We start from the raw sequence: 23,038 nt of genomic DNA on the forward strand, positions 1-23,038 counted from the left end.
ATGAAAAATGATTTTGATGCTACTTTGCGTAAACTTCTTGATACATATTCAACTAAAATAGCTTCAAAAGAAAAAGCTCACTATATTTTAACTGTAAGTAGAGATCGTTTAGCTTCTCAATATAAATTAACATTTGAATCAGCTGTTCAACAAGGTTATATATTAACACTGCCTGTTGAAGAAGCAGAAGAAATAGTTGCAAACTTAAGAGATGAAATAGAAAAAATAGGAAGTGTTAATTTAGAAGCCTTAGAACAACTTGTTGAAGAAGAACAACGTTACAATGAATATGCAGTAGGAGAAAGAGAACTTTCTGAAGCTAAAGATAAATTAGTTAGTGCAATAGCTGATATGGATAAAATTATAACAACTCGTTTAAGTAATATTATTCATGATGTTAATGAAGAATTTAATAATGTATTTAGAACAATGTTTGGTGGTGGATCAGCTAGATTGTTTTTCACTGATCAAAATAATATTTTAGATTCAGGTGTTGATATAGAAGCCACTCCTCCTGGAAAGAATATTAAGAATTTAAGACTATTTTCTGGTGGCGAAAAATCATTAATTGCTATTTCATTGCTGTTTGCGATTCTTAAAGCTCGTCCTTTACCTTTATGTATTTTAGATGAAGTTGAAGCAGCACTTGATGAAGCAAATGTTGTTCGTTATGCTGAATATTTACAACAGTTAAAACCAAAAACACAATTTTTAGTTATTACACACCGTCATGGAACTATGTCTAGAGTAGATTCACTTTTCGGCGCTACAATGCAAAACAGAGGTGTTACTTCGTTCTTTAGTATTCAATTAGCTGAAGCTAAAAAAATTGTTGAAGATGTTCAGGTAGACTATATTACAGAAAATCAAAAAAATAAAGAAATAATTTCTGAATAATAATTTTATAAACAAAAAAACAATATATATTAAACTATATATTGTTTTTTTGTTTTGATTATCTTTCTACAAATTTTGTATTGAAAGTTCCAGATATTTTTTCTACTGATTTTACTGAAATTCAGGCTTTCGGATCAATTAAATTTATGTCACTAATTATACTTCTTGTTTCAAATAAAAGCATATTAGTTGTTACAATATAAGTGTTGTCCCCAGAGTAACCACTTTTTCCTTGAATAATTGTATAAGCATGTCAATATTTTATCTTTTTAAAGTATTTAATTATTTTTGAAGGATTTTTACATGAAATTTGAACTTCTACTTTTTTGTATTTTGGATAAATGATGCTTATTATTATGTTGTTAACAACAATATACATAAATGTAGATATTTCTCTTAATCCAACAATTGTAGGTTCTGTTATAATGCTTTTTTGGTTTTGAATTAAAGATATAAAATCACTTTGATTTAAATTTAATTTAACTTCCATCAACCCGTTTGTAGAATTGATGTTTGAAGAGTCAACGTATTTGCCTAATAATTCTAAATTTATAACTTCTTTGTGTTTTGCTGCAAAACCAAAAATAATTAAAAACATTGAAGTTGCACAAAAGTTTAATATAAACATAATCCCTGAAACTGATTTTTGTTTCTTGGTTGAAAAATAGTATGCTATTATGTCGGTTCCACCTGTAGAACCACCATTTTTTCAGGCAATTGATACTGCAACACCCGCACATAATGAACCTAATATACCGTTTACTAAAATTGGTCAAGAAGTAGCATTTTCGTAAATTATAGTTTCTTCTGAACCGATTAATTTAACCTGAATAAGCTTTTCTCATCCGGGGGCGACATTAATATGATGATGTATTCAATCGCTAACACCTGGCGTCAATGTAAATACCATATTTGTTAGTATTTGAGCAATCATAAAGTATAAAGTTAAAAGCACAAAACTTCTTTTTTCTTTTAATCCAAATGTTAAAAATAATGGTATATTAACCGCTAAAAACATTAACGCAAAATATTTATCTAATTGAACATTGTAGTTTTTAGAAATTAATATTGCAAGCATAGGTATTCCAGAAAGACCACTAGGAATAGTATCTGCTCTATTTAAAAAAGCTAAAACTCCAAAATTAAATATTATAGCAGCTATAAAAATAAAAAATAGTCTTTTTAAATATAATAATATTATTCTCTTTTTAACTATTTTATCTTTTTTATTTGATAAATCTGTCTCATAAGCATATCTACCCATTTTTAATTTATCTAATTCAACAATCTCCTCATCATCTGTTGAATTAACATTAGTTTCACAAGTATGCTCTTTATTTTTTTTCTCAGAGACATCCTTTTCTTTTATTTCTTGATCTTTTAAAATCATAAAATTATTATAAATAATTTTTATGTTTTTTTATTAAATTAATAGTAATTAATTTCTCCAATATTTGTAATAAGTCTTGCCCCAGACTTTATTAAAAATGTGTTTCCATCGTTATAAGAAAAACCTGGATAACAATATACTTCTTTTCCTAAAGAAGCAGCAATATTTGCTAAGTTTTGAATACCAGAATTTATTGAACTATTATAAATAACTATTGCATCAGCTAAACTAGAAGCTATAACATTTCTTTCTTTAAAAAAAGAAGCTTTAGGATGACAATTGGGCGGATATTGAGTGATTAATAAGTCTTTTTCATAGTTATATTCGTAATTTTGATATTTTATTCCACACGGAAGTAAATAAATTACATTTTTGTTCAATTCGTTATATTTTTTAATTATATACTGATCTAAATTTTTAAAATTATTTGTTATTAGTACTGCTTCTTTTGCAATTTTTACTATTGAAGAATTAATATTATTTTTTGTAACTAAATCTTCTTTTTCACCGGTTAATATAATTTTCTTTTTATTCAAAACATCAAGATTCCCTTTGTAGTAAATGACAAATGGTGGATATCTTAAATTTTTTAGTTCTTTTGGATATTTTTCGTCATAAATAGTTAAATATCTTATTCCATTTTCATTTAATTCTTTTTTAATATTTTCTACTTTTTCAATATCAACTTTTTCACTATCTTTTATAGCTTTATATATATTATAGTTGTTGCCTTTATATAAATGTGAAAAAAATAACAGAATATCATTCATTTTAAATTCCTTTCATAATAATCAATAACTAATTAATAAAATAAGGCTTCTTTTGCTAAAAAAACTTTTTTATAGACTTTTAAGGAAATTTTCCAACTTATTTTTGTGTTAATATTTCCCTATTATAATTTTTTTATAGTGTATTTCACGTTAAAGTACAATAAAAACTATTTTAGAATTAAAAATAGGCAATATATGCCAAATTTGGGAGATAAAATGAATAATATACCATCAAAAATGAAGGCTTTTGTAGTTACAGAACCTAAAAAATGAAGTGTTAAGGAAGTTGAAGTTCCAAAACCTAAATATAAAGAAATTTTAATTCAAATGGAAACTTCAGGAATATGTCATACAGATTTACATGCTGCTAATTTTGACTGATTAGTTCAACCTAAATATCCATTAATTCCTGGTCATGAAGGAATTGGTAAAGTTGTAGCTTTAGGTGAGGGTTGTACACGTTTAAAAGTCGGTGATAGAGTTTGCTTAGCATGACTTCATGATGCTTGTGGATCATGTGAATTTTGCTTAACAGGTAGAGAAACACTTTGTGCAAATCAAAACATGTCAGCATATACAAAAGATGGATCTTTTGCTGAATATGCAATAGGACATGAAGACTTTGTAGGACTTGTTCCTGAAAAATTAAATATTATTGAAGGCGCGCCAATTGTTTGTGCAGGTGTTACTACATATAAAGCGATAAAACAAACAAAAGTAAAAGCAGGTAACTGAATTGCTGTTATAGGTGTTGGAGGATTAGGTCAATTAGCTATTCAATATGCAACTGCTATGGGATATCGTGCAATTGGTATTGATTTAAGTGATGAAAAATGCGAATTAGCCAAAAAATCAGGCGCTGAATATGCATTTAATTCAAAAACAAATCCAAACTTTATTGAAGAAATAATTAAAGTAACAAATGGTGGAGTTCATGCGGTAGTTAATACATCTGTACACACTAGTGCTGCTGAGCAAGCTATGAATATGCTACGTAGAGGTGGGCGTCAAGTATTAGTAGGTTTACCATCAAAAGATGCTTTAGGAAAAGACGATTTTAAAGTTTCAATTTTCTGAACTGTTTTATTTGAAAGAGAAATAGCAGGTTCTATTGTTGGAACAAGACAAGATTTAGCAGAAGCGTTAGAATACGCAGCTGAAGGAAAAGTAAAATCTGAAATTACAAAAGTTGTTTCATTGAACGAAGTAAGTGAAATTTTTGAAAAATTACAAAAAGGTGATTTTATAGGCCGTGCTGTTATAGATTTTAGTAAAAAATAGTTTAACTTTTAATAAAGTGAGCCAAATTAAGATTTTAATTTGGCTTTTTTTATTTTAAAATTTTATTAAAATAAATTTACAAGGAAAAAGATGTCAAAAATAAGAGTTGAAAAATATATTTCAGATATTTTAGAATATTCAAGAAGCGATATAAAAAAATTAATATCAAAGAAAAGATTAAAGGTTAATGAAAAAATTGTTGAAAAAGGCTATAAAATAGATCCTTATTTAGATAAGGTTTATATCGATAATAAAGAAATCAAATACGAAAAATTTAGATATTACATGTTTAATAAACCTAGTGGTTTTGTTTGTGCTAACAAAGATGATAATGAAGCAGTTGTTTTTGATATTTTAAATTTAAATAAAGATAAATATTTTACTTTCGGTAGATTAGATAAAGATACAGAAGGATTGCTAATAATTAGTAACGATGGTCAAATGTCACATAAATTACTAAGTCCAAAAAATCATGTTCCTAAAAAATATTTCGTTAAAACTGATAAACCATTTCCTAATGAATTAATAAATTTTAAAGATTCTTTTATTTTTTCAGACGGCACAAAAATAGACAAATATAAATTTGAATTTATAGATAATAAATCATGTTATTTAACTATCTATGAAGGAAAATTTCATCAAATAAAAAAAATGATGGGTGTTTTTAACTTAGGAGTTATTTATTTAAAAAGGGTGATGTTTGGAAAGTTATCACTCGATCCTAATTTAAAGTTAGGTGAAATAAGACAACTTTCTGAGGAAGAAATAAAATTAATGCAAGAACAAAATTAAAAAATAGCTCGTGCTATTTTTTAATTAATTTATTATATAAAAAATTACATTTTTTAATTATTGATTTTTCATTTATATCTTTAAAATAGCCATTTTCATAAAGAATGTTTCCATTAACCATAGTTAAAATTACATCGTTTCCATTTGTAGAATAAACTAAGGAATTAATCAAATTAGAACTAGGAGTATGATTTATATTATTAATATTAATAATAATTAAATCAGCTAAGTAGTTTTCTTTTATTTTACCTAAATCATTTTCTCTATTCAACGCTTTAGCTGCATTAGTTGTAGCCATTTTTAGTACATCATAAGCTTTTAAATTTGTTGGATTATTAAATACTCCTTTTGAAATTAATGATGCTAAATGCATTTCTTTAAACATATCAAGAGTATTATTTGAAGCTGCTCCATCTGTTCCTAATGTAACATTTATACCTTCATTTAATAATTTTTGAACATTCATAATACCACTTGATATTTTTAAATTAGAACTAGGATTATGAACTAATGAAATATTATTTTTTTTAATTATTTTTATATCGTTTTTGTTTAAATGAACTGCGTGTGCTACTATTGTATTTACATTTTCAAATAATCTTGATTCATCTGAAAATTCAAAGGGTGTTTTATTTGTTAATTTTATACAATTATTAACTTCATTAAGTGATTCTGATAAGTGAATTGTCATCATTTTTGTGGTATCTTGTGCCATTTTATTTGAAATTTTAAGACTTTCCTTATCGTTTGTATATACAGAATGTGGCGCAATTATAGTTTTTATTAAGTTGTTATTTTTATTATTAAAATTTTTAAAAAAATCTATATTTTCTTTTATTCTATTTTCTATATTATTATTTACAAAACCTTTCCCAATATATGCCCTAATTTTTGCTTTTTTTACTGCCTTAGCTATTATTTCGCTTTTAAAATACATATCTAAAAATGTTGTTGTTCCACTTTTTAACATTTCTAAACATCCTAATAGTGTTCCAAAAAAAATATCTTCATCTTCCATTTTATCTTCTATAGGAAAAATTTTATTAAATAATCAATCTTCCAAATTTAAATCATCTGCATAATTTCTTAATAAAGTCATAGGTATGTGAGTATGCATGTTAATTAAACCAGGCATAACTAAGTTATTTTTTGCATCAACTACTTTATTATAAGTGCTTTCATCTTCTATAATACTAGGATATATTTTTTGTATTCTATTTTTTTTAATTAATATTGAATGATTTTCTAAAATAGTTTCATCATTGTTCATTGTTAATATTTTTGCATTTTTTATTAAAATCTTCATATTTTGTTACTAGCCTTTTTGTTATTGATTATACAATTATATTTATTTTTTTCATATTTTTGCCATGTTTTGATTTAAAAAAAGATTTTCTATAATTATTTTTTTTACTAAAACAGCTATAAAAAAGATTTTTATTTAAAAAAATAATATTTCTAATAATTAAAAAATAATTTTTTTTATTTATTAAAAAAATGTCTCATGTTAGAATTAAAAAAGTTTATTTATTTTTTAGAAAGGAAAAAAATGACCGGATTAAAAGTTTTATCAAATAGTTTTAATAAAATAATAGCATTAACAGAATTTGGCTCAAATTATGTTTTAGCTTTTTTCGTTTTGTTTTGCTTATACATTTTCAAAAGAGCAAAAGTGCAATCTAAATTGGTTAAATCTTTAGCTTTCACCCTCATCACATTTATGTCAATAATAATGTTTTGGGCTATATCTAAAGCAGTATCAAATGATATTCCAATTATGTATATTAATCCAATAACCGTTATTTTTGATTCTATAGTTGAAATCATAAATATTAAAAGTCCAAAAATTTCTTCATTCATAGGGCTTCCTTATGTATTAGGATTTCAATTTTTAGGATCACTTGCAGGTTTTATTACCTTTGTTTTAATATTTTATTTATTTAAAAAAGTGCCTTCAAATTATTTTGAAGAAAACGAAAAATATACATTAAAAGATATTTTATTTAGCAATCATAATGAAAAAACATTAGCTTTTTCATTAAAAGAAATAATGTTTATTTTAATTATGACAATAACTATTTCTTTAACAAGTAGAAATTCTATAACTTATGGTTTCAATCATTTTACATTAGTTTTGGCTAATATGATTTTATTATTTACAATTTTATTAATTTCTTCATATTTTAATTTTTTTACATTTCACATTTTTTTAGGAACAGGTTTTACTATTTTAAATCTAATCACAAGCAAAAATAAAAAAGAAAAAATTAAAATAATAACACACTATTTTATAGATTTTTCTGCAACAATTTTAATACCAGCAATAATAGCTTTATTAACCATTTTAATTATTAAAGGAGGAAAACAAAAATATGCGTATTAAAAAGAATATATTTAAAAAATTACTTATTTCAAGTTCAATATTATCATTACCAATTTTAACCTCTTGTTCATTTTTAAAAGATGAACAAGAAAAACAAAAAGATAAAAAAGAAGATAAACAACAAACAATACAATATAGTAATTATCTAAAAGAAATAATTGCTTTGAATGAAAATAAAATAGATGAACAACCTCTTGATTCGCTATATGAATTATCGAATCATCCTGAAATTTTAGAATGAAAAAATCCTGAAACAGATTTATCTAAAATCGAAATAAAAAATTTATATTTAAATAACTTTTTGGAAAATAATTTAATTATAAACAAAGAAAAATTGAATATTCTTTTAAAAGAATTAGGTTTTAAATTTATAGATAAAATAAAGACAGAAATTTTAATAAATGAAACAAATAGAGATTATTCAAATGTTGAATATTTATCAATTCCTATTTTATTTAAGCGTTATATTGATACAGTTAGTGGAATAAATGAATATCAAACAAGAAAGGTTTATTTTAAATTAAAAGGTCTAAGTATTAAAGAATTTGATTCATCAAATAAATTAAATGATTTTTATTCTAATTTTATTAATAGAAAAAACACTTTAAATTCATTTTTAGAAAATAAATTAGTAGAAAATTCTAATACTGTTAAAAATGATGAAATAAATATATCACATAAAAATGGATTAAAAATTGACTATTCATTAGTAAATTTATCTACTAAAAAATTAAATGAGATTTTAAAAATTAGGTTTAATAAATTAACAGATGATAAATATTATGATAATTTAGATGAAAATATTAAAAAAGAAATTATTGATTATAATGTAAAAGTTAAAAACAATAAGACTAAAGATAGTTCTTGAGATCCGGCTAAATTAAGAGAAAAAGACTTATATAATATAGAGATAAAAAGTTTTGAATTAGATAAAAACGATAACACTAAATACTTAATAAAGTTTAAATTTTCTTATGGCACATCAAGCAATTCAATAAAAAGTAATAAATTAAATTTAGAACAAAACATAAACAATGTGGGGGTTGATTTAATTTATAAAGGTTCTTTTATAGAAGAAGATATAAAGAATCAAGAAAAAGATTATCTAAAATACAATGCAAATCCTCAACTTAAATATGACTTAAGTTTATCAAATTATCCTTTTGATGAAGCAGTTCTTGATGATTTTGTTGTTTTATCTAAAAACATTAATATTTCATATGAAATTAAGTCTTTACAAAAATTAGAAAATAATGAAGGATTTATTTTTAGTTTAGTTTCAAAAAGCTCTATAGATAAATTTAATAATAAGAATATAGAATTAGAATATAAAATCAAAAAACATGCATATATTTTTGAAAAAGAATTACAAGATAGTAATAATAAATATAATATTTTATTAGGAGATATAGATTCAAATATCTTGACCAAAATTACTACAAATATATTTGAAAAGTCAAATAATTCTAAGATATTGCCTGGTGGTTATGGTGAATTAAGAGGGTTTTATAATGATCCAAATGCTGTAAAACAAATTCATTTAGGAGAAGATGTTTTAGTAAAATCAGATACTAAAATTTTTGCACCATTTAATGCTGAAATTGTATCATTTTTATCTCGTAAAAATGAACCACAATTTTCAGGCATAGGTGGACAATTAGTGTTAAGAGTTAAAAAAGAAGATTTAAAAGAAAATATAGAAAAAACTATATATGAAGAATTTTTTGAAGATAGTAATTATGTTTATATAGGAATAATACATTTAGATTTTGCAAAAACATTGCAAATTATTAATTTAATTGATTCAAATAGAGAAACTTATGAATCGGAAAAGACAATTAGTAAAAATATTACTATTAAAAACCCGTTAAAAGTTAACAAAGGAGATTTAATAGCTGTTGTTGGAAATCATGCAAACAATGGTGGATGGATGTCTCATGCACATATTTCTGTTTGAAAAGATAATTTATATAAAAAAGATGTAAACGGTTATTTATATAAATCAAAAGATATTGAAAAAAGATATAAAAATCAAAAATATAATAGTGATTTAATTGCAGTAGGTGTTCCAGGTGTTCGTTTAGGAGGAGAATTACCTTCAACATTAAAAGGTTTAAAAAGCAATAATATCTATAAAACAGATGCAAATGGAAATACTATTCCAGAATTAATAAAAGAAAATGCAGTTAGAAATACTTATTTAGATATAAAATTAGATGAGTTAGATGATAATTTAATAGATCCAAATTTAATTTTTAATTTTAGAGATTATAATACATATTCATATGATGTTCATGAGTTATTTCCTGAATTAAAAGAAAATAATTAAAATAATTTATAATTAAAACATTAATTATTAATTATTGGAGAAAAAAATGAGTGCACTTAATGATATTAAGAAAAAATTAAAAAGATACATGGAAATCGATGCTATATCGGGGTATGAAGAGCCAGTTGTTACTGAATTAAAAAATAATATAAACTCTACTAATTTCACTTTTTCAAGAGATGGATTCGGATCGTTAATTATCGAAAATAAAAACGAAGATAAAGAAGCGCCAAAAATAATGATTGCTGCTCATATGGATGAAATTGGCTATTTAGTAAGAACAATAGAGGAAAATGGGAATATTCTTGTTAGTCCAGTAGGAGGAATTTGACCTGCTGCTATTATTGGTACAAAAGCTAAACTAATAACAAATAAAGAACAAAAAGAGTTATATGGAATTTTTGGCCATACATCAATTCATATTTTAGAAGCTTCTAAGCGTGATAAAGTTCCAACAAATAAAGAGGTTTTTGTTGATTTTGGTTTTAATTCTAAACAAGAAGCTTTAGATTTTGGTGTGGATGTTGGAGATAGAATATACATTTCTGGTGAATATTTAGAACTTAAAAATAACTTAGTTGGTGGGAAGGCAATGGATAATAGAGCTGGTGTAACTGTAATAGATATGCTAGCTAATAAAATACAAAATTTACAGTTGCCAAATAAAACTTATATTGTAGGTTCAGTTCAAGAAGAAGTAGGTTCAAGAGGTGCAAAAACAAGTGTTTCAATTATTAACCCTGATGTTGCTTTTGCAATTGATACAGGTGCTTCGCATGATACATACGGTGCTATTAAAGGAGTTCCAACCTTGGGCAAAGGTGTTGCATTATTAATTCAAGATGGCGGAATAATTACTGATTATAAATTAGTTGATTATTTAGTTAATTTAGCAAAAAAACACAATATACCTGCTTATAAATATATTGCTGAAGGCGGCTCTACTGATGGAGCAGTATTACAATATGGTAAAGGTGGAGTTCCTACTATCACTCTTTCTATACCACAAAGATATTTACATTCACCAATAGGAGTTTGCTCACTTGTTGACATAGAAGCTGCTTTTAACTTAATTACAGAATTTGTTAAAGTATTTGATAAATTTGAACTAAAAAAATTGAAGAAATAAATCATAAATATAAAAAATATTCAGATTTTTAAACTGAATATTTTTTATATTTGGCCAAATTTTATTTATTTTTCACATCAATAATAATTGGCGCATGGTCGCTTAGCCCAATACGAATAATTCTATAATCGCTAGGGTGTTTATCTTTGTTATTTGTTGATTTTTTATAATCATGTATATATTTTTTTGTGGATATTTCTTTATCCAATAATCCGTTTGAAAAAGCTTTATCTATTTGGATTTTATAATCAAATTCAGGGTTTTCTTTTGCATCTATAAAATCAATATCAACTTCATTAAAAAGTCACTTGTCATAACTATTAACATATGGGCTTTTGCCTTTTTTAAAGTGTTGATCAGTCGTTAAAGAAGTTAAATATTTTTCGTTTGTGCTATCTTTTGCATCGTAATAATTTTTATACTTTAAATAATCGAATGCATAAGAACCAGAAGAATCTATATTAGTATCTCCTCCAAATATTATATTATTATCATTTTCGCCGGATAAATTATCATAATATTCAAAAACATTTTCCAAGTTTAGAACTTCTGCTAATTCTTGCGAACCAACGCTTTTTATTTCAAAACTTTTATTATTTCTTTTTAAAAAACCAGAAATATTTTTTTCTTTATTCTTAGCACCGGGCGAATCTAAATGTGAAAAAAATGTTGTAATATTTTTATTCCAAGAAATAATTTCAAATTTAGCTCCAAAAGGAGGTCTAACATATGTATTTCTTTTTAAATCTGTTAAACTTATTTCGTTTGTGTTTTTATTTACTGTAACGTCTGAAATGTTTTGGTTAAAACTTTCTCCTATTCTACCATTAGTAAATTCAACGGGTTTCACTTTTGTTGAATCATAAATTATAGCGATTAATTCTTTACTATTATTATGTATTTTACTTACCGCTTCATTTTCGCTTTGAATTATAAATTTGAAACGATTTGAATTATCATCATTATTTATTTGTTCAACTAATTTTGAAATTTTATCTCCATCATTAAAGTTAACCTCTGTAAGGCCGATTATAGAAGAGTTTGATTTTCTTATTATTTCGCTTAAAGCATAAAACTTAAAAGAATTTTTTATGTGTTTCTCCCCGCCAAAATTAAGAATATTTCAATGCATTATTCTAATACTTTTAGTTTCATCTAAAACATCTTTTTGATTTTTTGTGTAATCATCTTTACTTGATTCTTCTTTTTTTATAAATAATGAGCAACTTGAACTTAATAAATTTATAGATGCAATTATTGGTGCAAATGCTAATATTTTTCTTGCTTTCATATTTTCCTTTTTTAAAAAATTCTATTTTATAGTTAGTATGGCTTAATATTAATTGGAAAAATTTCCCTTTTGCTCATATCTCTGCTTAATTTAATAACAACTGCATTAAATTGTGATTCGTTGTTTGAAGTAATAAATTTTGAATTTTTTCCAAATCTCATATTTTCGTAAACTTCTTGGAAATTCGCTCCAATTGCAGAATCATAAGGACCATTCATACCTGCATCAGTAATATAACATAATCCTTTTTTCATAACGTGCGCATCATTTGTTTGCACATGTGTATGAGTTCCGCATAATGCATCTACTTTACCATCTAAATATAAGGCTAAAACATATTTTTCACTAGTTGTTTCTCCATGAAAATCAATAAAATGGTAGTCAGTTTTTTCTCTAAAATTAATTATGCTATCGATTGAATCAAAAAAGTTATCAGCATATTCTTGCTGCCAAGGTTTTAAAAGCTTATTAAAAGTAATTCCCATTAGTGAAGTTACTCTTATAGTAATACCATTACTACTCTTAAAAACAACAGAACCGTTACCGGGATAATCCTTATCAATATTTGCCGGTCTAATAATATCTTCATTATTAATTATTTTAAGAATATCACTTTTCGCTCATACATGATTACCTAAAGTAAATAAATCAATTCCTATTTCTTTTAATTTTAAATATTCACGTGTTGCAAAACCTTTTCTGCCTGACACATTTTCTCCTTGAGCTATTGTAAGATCAATATTATATTTAGCTTTAATATCTTCTAAATGTTTTTTAACTATTTTTATGCCAGGATCACCAAATATATCTCCAAGAAATAATATATTTAAGTCTTTATTATCATTCATTTTAACCTTCGTTCTACTTATATTATTAATTTTAACAAAAATAAATAATATTTTTAAAAAGGTTGATTAAAAAAATAGAGAATACTATAAAATAGCTCTCTACGTTTTTATTTAAATAACATTTTTTCTATTTCTTTCTTGAATTCTTCATTATTATAAATAAATTCTTTTAAGGATTTTTTTCCTTGAGCAATGTTTTGGTCATTATAATAATATCATGCACCTTTTTTTACGAAAATACCTTTTTCAGTGGCTAGTTCAATAATTTCATTTATAGAATCTATCCCTTTTGAAAAAATTATTTCAGTAGTTAAACTCTTATATGGTGCAGCTAACTTGTTTTTTACAACTTTAATTTTAACTTCGTTTCCTGTTATTTCTTTTCCATCAGTGATAGAAGTTGACTTTCTAACTTCTAATCTAATAGAAGAATAAAATTTAAGAGCTCTTCCACCAGTTGTAGTTTCAGGGTTTCCAAACATCACACCTATTTTTTCTCTAATTTGATTAACAAAAATTATTGTAGTTTTATTTTTATTTAAATTAGCTGTAATTTTTCTTAAAGCTTTTGACATAAGTCTTGCTTGCATACCTATTTGTTGATCATACATATCGCCGTTTAACTCAGCTTCTGGAACTAATGCTGCAACACTATCAACAATTATTAGATCAATTGCACCACTTTTAGTTAAAATATCAACAATTTCCATAGCTTGTTCACCACTATCTGGTTGACTTAGTATTAACTTATTTAAATCTACATTTAAATTTTTTGCATAAATAGGATCAATAGCATGCTCTGCATCAATAAAGGCAGCAACACCTCTATTTTTTTGAACTTCAGCTATTGCATGAAGACATAAAGTGGTTTTTCCGCTACTTTCAGGACCAAATATTTCGATTATTCTACCTTTTGGATAACCATTAATGCCCAAAGCATTATTAAGTAGATAACTCCCTGTTGAAAATGTCTCAATTTGTTCATCTATTTTATCTTGGTTAAAAATCATAATTGATTCAGCGCCAAATTTTTTTGTAATTTCATTTAAAGTCGCTTTAACAATTTTAATTTGTTCGTTTGAATTCTTATTTTCTAATTCAATTAATTCTTCATTATTTTTCATTTTATTTACCTCATTATTTTATAGTTGTTTTGTATATAAAAAAATAAAAAAATAAAATAAAATGGAAAAAATAATAAAAAATCTAATTTTATTTATTTTTTAAAAAACGGCATTTGTTTATTGAACATTATATTTATGAATAAAAATAGAGGTATGTTTTTAGAAAAAATAATTAATAACACAATTAATCATTATTGAGAAAATAAAATAGCTTTTATCGAAAAGAAAGATTTACCTATTAAATTTAGATCAATTAATAATGAAGAAAATAAAATTAAATTAAAGGAAGCATTTATTTATAAAAAAAGCACAGTAGATTATATCGGTTGTTATAAAGGTGTTTTTATTGCTTTTGAAGCGAAAACAACAAATGAAAAATTTTTACCAAAAAGTAATATTTATGACCATCAAATAGAATATTTAAAAAATATTGATAAAAACTATGGAATAGCCTTTTTAATAATATTTTTTAATCTTTTTAATGAATTTTATTTAATAAAAATCAATGATTTATTAGAGTTAGAAAATAACAATTCATACTATAAATATGAAGATATAAAAAACAAAGGCACAGAAATCAAATTAACCTTTCCAGGAATAATTGATTTTGTACCTTATATCTTATAAAAATGATTTACTAGAAGTTAACTAAATCTTTTAAATATTTAGAAGGTGTGAATTTAACAACACGTTTTTCAGGAACAAGTAATTCTTCTTTTGTAAATGGATTAACAGTTTCACGTCCTCTTCTAATTTTTGTTTCAAAAATACCTAAATTTGATAATTGAACTTTATTTTCAGCAATTAATTCTTCTTTAAGTACAAAGACAAAAGCATTGAAAAATTCATTAACTTCTCTAACTGGAGCATCTAATTTTTCAGCGATTGCAATAATAAATTCTTTTTTTGTCATTTTATAAACCTTTCAATATTATTTTGTTTTTTGTTCTTATATAATACTATAATTAAATACTTTTAGTAAAAAAAATATTATTTTTAAATTTTATTTTTTAAAAACCACTTAAAAATAATATAAATACTTATTGAAAAGAGTAAATTTTTATATTAAGAATAATATTTTTTTTATTTTTAAGTTAGGTTTTTGCTTTTATTTATGCACTTACAACTCTTCTTGGTGTTTCTAAAAATAAATTTTTATATAATTTTATTAGGTTTTTTTAGTTTTTTCTATATAATAAAAAAGTAACTTATTATTACAATGAAACAAAAGGTTGTTGTAGTATCATGTGTTGTCAAGGATATTACAAGTAATTTTTGTGGAGTAAGTTCAAATTATGAACAAAGGAGGCAACAATGAGTAAATTGAATATCAAAGTTAAAAGTTTTGATCACTCATTAGTAGATTTTGGTGCTAAAAAAATTATTGAATTAGCGGAAAAAACAAAAACAACTTTTAGTGGTCCAGTTCCACTTCCTACAAAAAGAGAAGTTGTAACTATACTTAGAAGTGTTCACATTAATAAAAAATCTCGTGAACAATTTGAAAGTAGAACTTATCAAAGATTAATTGTTTTAAAAGACCCTAGCGCTCAAACAATTGATCAAATAAAAAGACTTGAATTACCTTCAGGTATTGAAGTTCAAGTTTCACAAACAAAATAAATTCCAACTTGTTTAAAACAAGCTATGGTCATCATAAAAAAATCAAGGAGATGAAATGAAAGGAATCTTAGGACGTAAGATTGGGATGACTCAAATCTATTCAGAATTCGGTAAAAGAATCCCTGTAACAGTTATTGAAGTTAAACCAAATGTTGTTACAAAATTACTTTCAATTGAAACTAATGGCTATGTTGCTACACAATTAGCTACTGGTGAAAAAAAGGAAAGTAGAACAAACAAACCTCAAAAAGGTCAATTTGAACAAGCTAAAACAACACCTAAGCAATACATTAAAGAAATTCGTGGCATGAATGGCTATGAATTAGGTCAAACAATTACAGCAGAAATTTTTAAAGCAGGTGAACTTGTAGATATTACAGGAACATCAAAAGGTAAAGGTTTTGCTGGTACAATTAAAAGATGAAACCAACACATTGGTCCTAAATCACACGGTGGTGGTGGTGGTAGCCAACCAGTTAGACAAACAGGTTCTTTAGGGGACATTAGTGGTAACCGTGTTTTCAAAGGAATGACAATGCCAGGTCATTTAGGAGCTGTTAAAACAACAGTTCAAAATTTAGAAATCGTTAAAGTTGATGTAACAAATAATTATCTTTTAGTTAAAGGCTCAGTTCCTGGCGCTAAAAATTCTTATTTAACAATTAAAGAAGCTGTTAAAGGATTACCATCAAAAGAAGCTATAACACTAGTTGATGTTAAAGAAGTTGTTAAAATGAATGAATTAATTGAAAAAGCTAAAAAATACAATATTGAAGTAACAGTGGGAATGCATTCAAGTGAATTAGAACCTCTTATTCTAAAAGCTGAAGCAGAAGCTGCTGAAGGAGATAAATAATGTCTGATAAAGAACTTAAAAAATCATCTACAACAGTTGAAACAACAACAGATGCTGCTTCAAACACACAAACAACAACTAAAAGAACAGTTAAAACAGTTATGACAACTAAAAAAGTTAATAAACTAGTTACAAAAACAGAAAAAATAGCTGACGATAAATTTGAAAAAACTTATGTTTTCGATTTTCCAGAAAATGAAGTTCAAAAAATTGAAGCTCCTGTTAAACCACCTAAACCAGCAGCAGCTAAAGTAGAAGTTAAAAAAGAAACTTCAAAACCAAAAACTGAAACAAAAGTAAAAGAAGTTGTGAAAAAAACTCAAGTTAAAAAAGAAGAAGCTAAAGAAGCTCCAATTAAGAAAGAAGCTCCTAAAGCTAAAAAACTTTCTTTAAACCCTGTATTATTCGATTCAGAAAAAATTTATGAACAAGCAATTTTTGACACAATTATGTCAGAAAGAGCATCATTACGTCAAGGTACACATGATGTTAAAAGTCGTGCAGAAGTTAGAGGTGGTGGTAAAAAACCATGAAGACAAAAAGGTACAGGTAGAGCGCGTGCAGGTTCAACAAGATCACCAATTTGAGTAGGTGGTGGTAGAGCGTTTGGTCCAACACCAGAACGTAATTACACTTTAAAAGTAAACAAAAAAGTTCGTTTTGCAGCATTTGTTTCAGCTTTAACACTATTAGCAAGAAATAATCAAGTGATTCTTGATGATATGAAATTAGAATCAATTTCAACTAAAGCTGCAGTTGCAAAATTAGAAGAATTAAAAATTAAAGATTTAAAACACATTTTAATAGTTACAACAGATGAAACTTTATACAAATCAGTTGCAAACTTAAAAAACGTTATTGCTGTTAAACCAAATTCAGTTTCAATTGAAAAATTAGTATGAGCTGATGTGCTTGTATTATCAGAAGAAGGACTTAAAAACTTCGAAGGGAGATTAAAATAATGGAATTAACACGTGTTATTCGTAGACCTATTATTACTGAAAAAACTAACGAACAATTAAGTCAAAATGTTTATACATTCGAAGTTGATTGAGCAGCAAACAAATTTCAAATAAAAGAAGCAGTTGAATTTATTTTTAACGTTAAAGTTTTAAGAGTAAACACAAGTAAAATTGATAAAAAACCAAAAAGACTTGGTCGTTTTGCAGGTTTTAAAAACCGTTATAAAAAAGCAGTTGTATTATTAGCTGAAGGAAATACAATTAATTATTATCCACAAGAAGAAGCTAATGCTAAGCAAGAAGCTGCAAAAGCAGAAGCTAAAGCTGCTAAAAAAGAAGCTGCTAAAAAAGAAGTTTCTGAAAAAGAAAGTGCAGTAGCAGAAAAAATAGCTGCTAAAAAAGCTGCTAAAAAAGAAAATAAATAATAAAGAGAGGATTTAATTTTGCTTAAAAGAAAAAATTCCTCAACTATTTTTAAGCAAGGAGAATAAAGATGGCAATTAAACATTTTAAGCCAGTTACAAATGGTCGTCGTAATATGTCATCTCTTGACTACAGTGCAAACCTTAGTGGTCATAAACCTGAAAAATCTTTAATGGTTATTTTAAAGAAAAATTCAGGTCGTAATAACCAAGGTAAAATCACAGTTAGACACCAAGGTGGTCGTGTTAAGAGATTTTATAGATTAATTGACTTCAAACGTAACAAAGATAACATTCCTGCTATTGTTAAAACAATTGAATATGATCCAAATAGATCAGCAAATATTTGTTTATTAGCATATGCAGATGGAGAAAAAAGATATATTTTAGCACCTGAAGGTATTAAAGTTGGTCAAACAGTTATTTCAGGTAGCGATAATTCAATCGATATTTTAGTAGGGAATGCATTACCATTAACATATATTCCTGAAGGTACAATAATACATAATATTGAAATGCAACCAGGTGGTGGTGGTATTATTGCTAGATCAGCAGGAACATCAGCACAAATTTTAGGTAAAGATGAAGATGGTAAATACGTTGTTTTACGTCTAAAATCAGGTGAAACACGTAGAATATTAGCACGTTGTCGTGCAACAATTGGTTCAGTAGGAAACGAAGAACATTTACTTGTTAATTTAGGAAAAGCAGGTAGAAACAGATTCCTTGGTGTTCGTCCAACAGTTCGTGGTTCAGTAATGAACCCAATCGATCACCCACACGGTGGTGGTGAAGGTAAACAACCAGTTGGTCGTAAAGCTCCTCTTACTCCTTGAGGTAAAAAAGCTCTTGGTGTTAAAACTAGAAAAACTAAAAAATCTTCAAATAAATTAATTTTAAGAAGAAGAAAGGATGCTAAATAATGGCTCGTAGTCTTAAAAAAGGTCCATTTGCAGATGCAAGTTTACTTAAAAAAGTAGATGCTATTGTAGAAGGACAAGCTCCTAAAAAACCTATTAAAACTTGATCAAGACGTTCAACAATTTTCCCAAGTTTTATTGGTTTAACATTCCAAGTTCACAATGGTCGTCAATTTATTGATGTTTATGTTACAGATGATATGGTTGGTCACAAATTAGGTGAATTTGCTCCTACTAGAACATATTCTGGTCATGGTGCAGATAAAGGTAAAAAATAATGGCTCAACAAGCAAAAGCACATGTTAAAGTACAAAGAGTATCTGCTCGTAAAGCACGTCTAGTTGCTGATTTATTTAGAGGCAAAGATGTTAAAGTTGCTTTAGGTATTTTACAAAACACAAATAAAAAATCATCTGAATTATTTATTAAATTATTAAACTCAGCAATTGCTAATGCAACAAACAACCATTCAATGGACGCTTCAAAATTATTTGTTAAAGAAGTTTTAGTTAATGAAGGACCAACACTTAAGAGATTTCAACCTCACTCACAAGGTAGAGCTTATTCAATTTTTAAAAGAACATCACATTTATCAATTACATTAGAGGAAAGAAACTAATATGGGACAAAAAGTTAATCCAAATGGATTCCGTTACGGAGTTACAAAAGCTCAATCAGCTGTTTGATACGCTGATAAAAAAGAATATGGTAACAATATTGTTACAGATGCAAGAATTAACAACTTTTTTGATAAATTAGTGAGAAAATACCAAATTGGTTTGGTAGAAATTAAAAGAACACAAAATGGAAAAATAACTGTTTTCATTCATTCAGCTGTTCCAGCTAAATTATTAGGTGAAAATGGTTCAAATTTAGAATCAATAAACAAAGATCTTCACAAATTCCTAAAAAATAAAAATATTGATATTAATTTACAAGTTGTTTTACTTAAACAACCAGAACTTAACGCTCGTTTAGCAGCAGAAGCAGTTGCGATTAAATTAGAAAATCGTGAAAGCTTCCGTATAGCTCAAAAATATGTAATTAACGAAGCTTTAAAAGCAGGGGCAAAAGGTATTAAAACTCAAGTATCAGGACGTTTAAATGGTGTTGATATGGCTCGTGCAGAAGGTTATAGCCGTGGTGAAATGAGATTACACACATTAAGACAAGATGTTGATTTTGCAAGAGCTACAGCTAGAACAATTTATGGCGCTATTGGTGTCAAAGTATGAATTTCTAAAGGTGAAATTTTGGAAGGAGGAAATAATAATGCTTCAACCAAAAAGAACTAAATATAGAAAACCTTTTGTTCAAAAACATGACAAAAGAAAAGCTCACAAAGGTAATACAGTAGCTTTTGGTGAATTCGGTTTACAAGCTGTTACATCAGCATGAGTAGATGCTCGTCAAATCGAATCAGCACGTATTGCTATTACTCGTAGAATGGGTCGTGAAGGACAAGTTTTTATTAGAATCTTCCCTCATTTTGCAAAAACATCTAAACCTATCGGTGTACGTATGGGTTCAGGTAAAGGTTCACCAGATAAATGATATACAGCTGTAAAAGTTAACACAATGATGTTTGAAGTTTCAGGTGTTAGCGAAGAAATAGCACGTGATGCCTTAAGATTAGGTGGTCACAAATTACCAGTTTCATGAAAAATTGTTGCTAAAAATGAAGGAGGTCAACAATAATGCTTTACAAAGATATTAAAGTAAAATCAGTTGATGAACTTCAAAAATTAATCGTTGATTTAAAAGCGGAATTATGAACATTAAGATTTAGAAACGCTACAGGATCATTAGACCAATCACACAAAATTAAAGCTATTAGAAAAGATATAGCAAAATGCTTAACAGAATTAAAAAACAGAGAATTACAAGGAGCTAAATAATGGAAAGAAATACACGTAAAACATTAACAGGTCGTGTTCTTAGAGCTCGTGGTGATAAAACTATCACAGTTGAAGTTGAAAGCTACAGATCACATAACTTATATTCAAAACGTTATAGAGTTATTAAGAAATTCGCTGTTCATGATGAAAATAATATTGCTAAAGTAAATGACATTGTTTTAATTATGGAAACTCGTCCATTATCTAAAACAAAACATTTCCGTTTAGTTTCAATTAAACAACATGCAATTGAAGGAGAAAATTAGTTATGGTTTTAGAACTATCTAAATTAAATGTAGCTGATAACTCTGGTGCTAAAGAAGTTGGTTTAATTAGAGTACTTGGTGGTTCACGTAAAAAAACTGCTAATATTGGTGATGTTATTGTTTGTTCTGTTAAAAAAGCTTTACCTAATGGTTTAGTTAAAGAAGGTCAAGTTGTTAAAGCTGTTATTGTAAGATCAGTTTATGGTATTCACCGTGATAATGGTTCTTACATTCGTTTTGATGATAATGCAGTTGTTCTTATCAAAGATGATAAATCAATGAGAGGAACTCGTGTATTCGGTCCAGTTGCTCGTGAATTACGTGATAAAGGTTACTTAAAAATTGTTTCATTAGCACCTGAAGTGTTATAGTTTTGAGGTATATATGAAAATTAAATTTAAGAAAAATGATGAAGTAGTTGTTATATCAGGAAGCCACAAAGGTAAAACTGGTAGAATTGTTAGAACAGATGTTAAAACAAATACAGCTATTGTTAAAGATATTAATGTAGTAACAAAACACGTTAAACCTTCACAAGGAAATTCAGAAGGTTCAATTAAAAAACACGAAGCACCTATTCATGTTTCAAATCTTTCAATTTTAGTTAAAAAAGCAACAAAAAATTCACCTGCTGTTTATTCAAAAATTGGATATAAGTTAGATAAAGATAATAAAAAAGTACGTGTATTACGTAAAACTAAGAAGGAAATGTAATTATGAGTTTAAAAGATAAATATTTAAATCAAGTTGTACCTGCATTAAAAAGCAAATATAACTATAAATCAGTGATGCAAGTTCCAAAATTAGAAAAAATTATTATCAATATGACAGCTGGTAAAGAAGTAACAAATTCAAAAGCTATTGAAGAAGTATTATCAGAATTAAGACAAATTACAGGTCAAGAACCTTTTAAAACAAAAGCTAGAAAGTCAAATGCTTCATGAAAATTACGTGAAGGTATGCCTATGGGTGGAAAAGTAACTCTTAGAAGAGATAGAATGTGAGACTTTTTAGAAAAATTAATTAACGTTGCAATGCCTCGTATTCGTGACTTCCGTGGTGCGAATCCAAAAGCATTTGATGGTAGAGGGAATTATTCTTTAGGAGTAAAAGAATTAATTATTTTCCCAGAAATAGAGTTTGATAAAATTCGTAGAATTAAAGGACTTGATGTTCAATTAATAACAATAGCAAATAGTGATGCAGAAGCTAAAACATTATTAGAATTAATTGGTATGCCTTTTGCAAAAGGAGAAAAATAATTATGGCTAAAGTTTCATTAAAAGCAAAACAAAAGAAACACCCTAAATTCTCAACAAGAGCTTATACACGTTGTGAATTATGTGGTCGTCCACATGCAGTTTTAAGAAAATACAAAGTATGCCGTATTTGTTTCCGTAATTTAGCTAATGAAGGAAAAATTCCTGGCATGAAGAAAGCGAGTTGATAATTATGTTTATTACAGACCCAATTTCAGATATGATTGTTAGAATAAAAAACGCTAACCAAAGAAAATTCAAAACTGTATCTATTCCTTATTCAAATAAAAAGGCAAAAATTTTAGACATCTTTTTAGCAGAGGGCTATATTGCTAGTGTTACTCCAAAAGGCGAAGGCAAAAATAAAGTTCTTGAAGTGGCTTTAAAATACAAAGGTAATCAATCAGCTATTATTGATATCAAACGTGTTTCAAAACCAGGTTTAAAAGTATATGCACAAGCCTCAAACTTACCAACAGTATTATCTGGTTATGGTACAGCTATTATCTCAACTTCAAAAGGCATTATGACTGAAAAACAAGCACGTAAGGAAAATGTAGGTGGTGAAGTTATGGCCTACATTTGATAGGAGGTAGAT

General features: G+C 26.5%; 29 protein-coding genes and 1 pseudogene. 23 read left to right on the forward strand and 7 right to left on the reverse strand.

The window, feature by feature from the left end:
- A pseudogene (locus EXC47_RS00005) lies at positions 1–897 on the forward strand (AAA family ATPase); the annotation flags it as partial.
- Positions 898–955: 58 nt separating this feature from the next.
- Here EXC47_RS00005 and EXC47_RS00010 read toward each other — a convergent pair.
- Positions 956–2,287, reverse strand: a complete 1,332-nt coding sequence (locus tag EXC47_RS00010) for a YitT family protein (RefSeq protein WP_129645905.1) — start codon at positions 2,285–2,287, stop codon at positions 956–958.
- A 38-nt stretch (positions 2,288–2,325) separates the two neighbouring features.
- Complete coding sequence (locus tag EXC47_RS00015; RefSeq protein ID WP_129645907.1) at positions 2,326–3,057, reverse strand: DNA-processing protein DprA; 732 nt, start codon at positions 3,055–3,057, stop codon at positions 2,326–2,328.
- A gap of 237 nt (positions 3,058–3,294) precedes the next feature.
- On the opposite strand from EXC47_RS00015, the gene adhP reads away from it, so the two are divergent.
- Both adhP and EXC47_RS00025 read left to right on the forward strand, forming a co-directional pair.
- Positions 3,295–4,338 carry an alcohol dehydrogenase AdhP gene (adhP, locus tag EXC47_RS00020; RefSeq protein WP_129647260.1) on the forward strand — a complete coding sequence of 348 codons (1,044 nt, stop codon included), beginning with the start codon at positions 3,295–3,297 and terminating at the stop codon, positions 4,336–4,338.
- A gap of 90 nt (positions 4,339–4,428) precedes the next feature.
- Positions 4,429–5,130, forward strand: a complete 702-nt coding sequence (locus tag EXC47_RS00025) for a pseudouridine synthase (RefSeq protein WP_129645909.1) — start codon at positions 4,429–4,431, stop codon at positions 5,128–5,130.
- Between the two features lie 13 nt (positions 5,131–5,143).
- Here the strand turns inward: EXC47_RS00025 and EXC47_RS00030 are convergent, their stop codons facing one another.
- Positions 5,144–6,436: an amidohydrolase gene (locus EXC47_RS00030; protein WP_129645911.1), complete on the reverse strand. Its 1,293-nt coding sequence runs from the start codon at positions 6,434–6,436 to the stop codon at positions 5,144–5,146.
- 243 nt (positions 6,437–6,679) lie between these two features.
- On the opposite strand from EXC47_RS00030, the gene EXC47_RS00035 reads away from it, so the two are divergent.
- The 3 genes from EXC47_RS00035 to EXC47_RS00045 are packed head-to-tail and all read left to right on the forward strand — an operon-like array spanning position 6,680 to position 10,971.
- Complete coding sequence (locus tag EXC47_RS00035; protein WP_129645913.1) at positions 6,680–7,513, forward strand: MAG4940 family membrane protein; 834 nt, start codon at positions 6,680–6,682, stop codon at positions 7,511–7,513.
- On the forward strand, positions 7,503–9,842 hold the full coding sequence (locus EXC47_RS00040) for an MSC_0775 family lipoprotein (RefSeq protein WP_129645915.1): 2,340 nt from the start codon (positions 7,503–7,505) through the stop codon (positions 9,840–9,842). The genes EXC47_RS00035 and EXC47_RS00040 overlap by 11 nt, the downstream gene beginning before the upstream one ends.
- 46 nt (positions 9,843–9,888) lie before the next feature.
- A complete protein-coding gene (locus tag EXC47_RS00045) occupies positions 9,889–10,971 on the forward strand; it encodes a M42 family metallopeptidase (protein ID WP_129645917.1) in 1,083 nt (360 codons plus the stop codon).
- 61 nt (positions 10,972–11,032) lie between these two features.
- On the opposite strand, the gene EXC47_RS00050 is transcribed toward EXC47_RS00045, so the two are convergent.
- The 3 genes from EXC47_RS00050 to recA form a co-directional block, all read right to left on the reverse strand.
- On the reverse strand, positions 11,033–12,262 hold the full coding sequence (locus EXC47_RS00050) for an MnuA family membrane nuclease (RefSeq protein ID WP_129645919.1): 1,230 nt from the start codon (positions 12,260–12,262) through the stop codon (positions 11,033–11,035).
- 32 nt (positions 12,263–12,294) lie between these two features.
- The gene (locus tag EXC47_RS00055) at positions 12,295–13,110 is read right to left on the reverse strand and encodes a TIGR00282 family metallophosphoesterase (RefSeq protein ID WP_129645921.1); all 816 of its coding nucleotides are present in this window, start codon (positions 13,108–13,110) and stop codon (positions 12,295–12,297) included.
- 107 nt (positions 13,111–13,217) lie between these two features.
- Positions 13,218–14,234 (reverse strand): recombinase RecA, encoded by a 1,017-nt coding sequence (recA, locus tag EXC47_RS00060; RefSeq protein ID WP_129645923.1) that lies wholly within the window; start codon positions 14,232–14,234, stop codon positions 13,218–13,220.
- A 135-nt stretch (positions 14,235–14,369) separates the two neighbouring features.
- Between recA and recU the strand changes: the two genes are divergently transcribed.
- On the forward strand, positions 14,370–14,861 hold the full coding sequence (gene recU / locus EXC47_RS00065; protein ID WP_129645925.1) for a Holliday junction resolvase RecU: 492 nt from the start codon (positions 14,370–14,372) through the stop codon (positions 14,859–14,861).
- Positions 14,862–14,871: 10 nt separating this feature from the next.
- Here the strand turns inward: recU and EXC47_RS00070 are convergent, their stop codons facing one another.
- Positions 14,872–15,147, reverse strand: a complete 276-nt coding sequence (locus tag EXC47_RS00070; RefSeq protein ID WP_129645927.1) for an HU family DNA-binding protein — start codon at positions 15,145–15,147, stop codon at positions 14,872–14,874.
- Between the two features lie 401 nt (positions 15,148–15,548).
- Between EXC47_RS00070 and rpsJ the strand changes: the two genes are divergently transcribed.
- The 16 genes from rpsJ to rpsH all read left to right on the forward strand — a co-directional run bounded on the left by rpsJ (position 15,549) and on the right by rpsH (position 23,029).
- Positions 15,549–15,857 carry a 30S ribosomal protein S10 gene (rpsJ, locus tag EXC47_RS00075; RefSeq protein ID WP_129645929.1) on the forward strand — a complete coding sequence of 103 codons (309 nt, stop codon included), beginning with the start codon at positions 15,549–15,551 and terminating at the stop codon, positions 15,855–15,857.
- A 55-nt stretch (positions 15,858–15,912) separates the two neighbouring features.
- Positions 15,913–16,713 (forward strand): 50S ribosomal protein L3, encoded by an 801-nt coding sequence (rplC, locus tag EXC47_RS00080; RefSeq protein WP_129645931.1) that lies wholly within the window; start codon positions 15,913–15,915, stop codon positions 16,711–16,713.
- On the forward strand, positions 16,713–17,675 hold the full coding sequence (gene rplD, locus EXC47_RS00085) for a 50S ribosomal protein L4 (RefSeq protein ID WP_129645933.1): 963 nt from the start codon (positions 16,713–16,715) through the stop codon (positions 17,673–17,675). Before rplC ends, rplD begins: the two co-directional genes overlap by 1 nt.
- Positions 17,675–18,100 (forward strand): 50S ribosomal protein L23, encoded by a 426-nt coding sequence (rplW, locus tag EXC47_RS00090; RefSeq protein WP_129645935.1) that lies wholly within the window; start codon positions 17,675–17,677, stop codon positions 18,098–18,100. Before rplD ends, rplW begins: the two co-directional genes overlap by 1 nt.
- Before the next feature lie 68 nt (positions 18,101–18,168).
- Entirely contained in the window at positions 18,169–19,020 is an 852-nt protein-coding gene (gene rplB, locus EXC47_RS00095; RefSeq protein ID WP_129645937.1) for a 50S ribosomal protein L2, read from the forward strand.
- A complete protein-coding gene (gene rpsS / locus EXC47_RS00100) occupies positions 19,020–19,295 on the forward strand; it encodes a 30S ribosomal protein S19 (RefSeq protein ID WP_129645939.1) in 276 nt (91 codons plus the stop codon). Before rplB ends, rpsS begins: the two co-directional genes overlap by 1 nt.
- Positions 19,295–19,636 carry a 50S ribosomal protein L22 gene (gene rplV, locus EXC47_RS00105; RefSeq protein WP_318024550.1) on the forward strand — a complete coding sequence of 114 codons (342 nt, stop codon included), beginning with the start codon at positions 19,295–19,297 and terminating at the stop codon, positions 19,634–19,636. The genes rpsS and rplV overlap by 1 nt, the downstream gene beginning before the upstream one ends.
- A 1-nt stretch (position 19,637) precedes the next feature.
- A complete protein-coding gene (rpsC, locus tag EXC47_RS00110; RefSeq protein ID WP_129645943.1) occupies positions 19,638–20,312 on the forward strand; it encodes a 30S ribosomal protein S3 in 675 nt (224 codons plus the stop codon).
- Positions 20,290–20,715 (forward strand): 50S ribosomal protein L16, encoded by a 426-nt coding sequence (gene rplP, locus EXC47_RS00115; RefSeq protein WP_129645945.1) that lies wholly within the window; start codon positions 20,290–20,292, stop codon positions 20,713–20,715. Before rpsC ends, rplP begins: the two co-directional genes overlap by 23 nt.
- Positions 20,715–20,915, forward strand: coding sequence for a 50S ribosomal protein L29 (gene rpmC / locus EXC47_RS00120; protein WP_129645947.1), 201 nt, complete (start codon positions 20,715–20,717; stop codon positions 20,913–20,915). The genes rplP and rpmC overlap by 1 nt, the downstream gene beginning before the upstream one ends.
- On the forward strand, positions 20,915–21,181 hold the full coding sequence (gene rpsQ, locus EXC47_RS00125; RefSeq protein ID WP_129645949.1) for a 30S ribosomal protein S17: 267 nt from the start codon (positions 20,915–20,917) through the stop codon (positions 21,179–21,181). The genes rpmC and rpsQ overlap by 1 nt, the downstream gene beginning before the upstream one ends.
- A 2-nt stretch (positions 21,182–21,183) precedes the next feature.
- Entirely contained in the window at positions 21,184–21,552 is a 369-nt protein-coding gene (gene rplN / locus EXC47_RS00130) for a 50S ribosomal protein L14 (RefSeq protein ID WP_129645951.1), read from the forward strand.
- Positions 21,553–21,565: 13 nt separating this feature from the next.
- Positions 21,566–21,895, forward strand: coding sequence for a 50S ribosomal protein L24 (gene rplX, locus EXC47_RS00135; RefSeq protein ID WP_129645953.1), 330 nt, complete (start codon positions 21,566–21,568; stop codon positions 21,893–21,895).
- A gap of 2 nt (positions 21,896–21,897) precedes the next feature.
- A complete protein-coding gene (rplE, locus tag EXC47_RS00140; protein WP_129645955.1) occupies positions 21,898–22,443 on the forward strand; it encodes a 50S ribosomal protein L5 in 546 nt (181 codons plus the stop codon).
- A 2-nt stretch (positions 22,444–22,445) separates the two neighbouring features.
- The gene (locus EXC47_RS00145) at positions 22,446–22,631 is read left to right on the forward strand and encodes a type Z 30S ribosomal protein S14 (protein ID WP_129645957.1); all 186 of its coding nucleotides are present in this window, start codon (positions 22,446–22,448) and stop codon (positions 22,629–22,631) included.
- Between the two features lie 2 nt (positions 22,632–22,633).
- On the forward strand, positions 22,634–23,029 hold the full coding sequence (gene rpsH, locus EXC47_RS00150; RefSeq protein WP_129645959.1) for a 30S ribosomal protein S8: 396 nt from the start codon (positions 22,634–22,636) through the stop codon (positions 23,027–23,029).
- Positions 23,030–23,038 lie beyond the last annotated feature (9 nt).

Source organism: Mycoplasmopsis maculosa, assembly GCF_900660665.1.
Lineage (GTDB): Bacteria > Bacillota_I > Bacilli_A > Mycoplasmatales > Metamycoplasmataceae > Mycoplasmopsis > Mycoplasmopsis maculosa.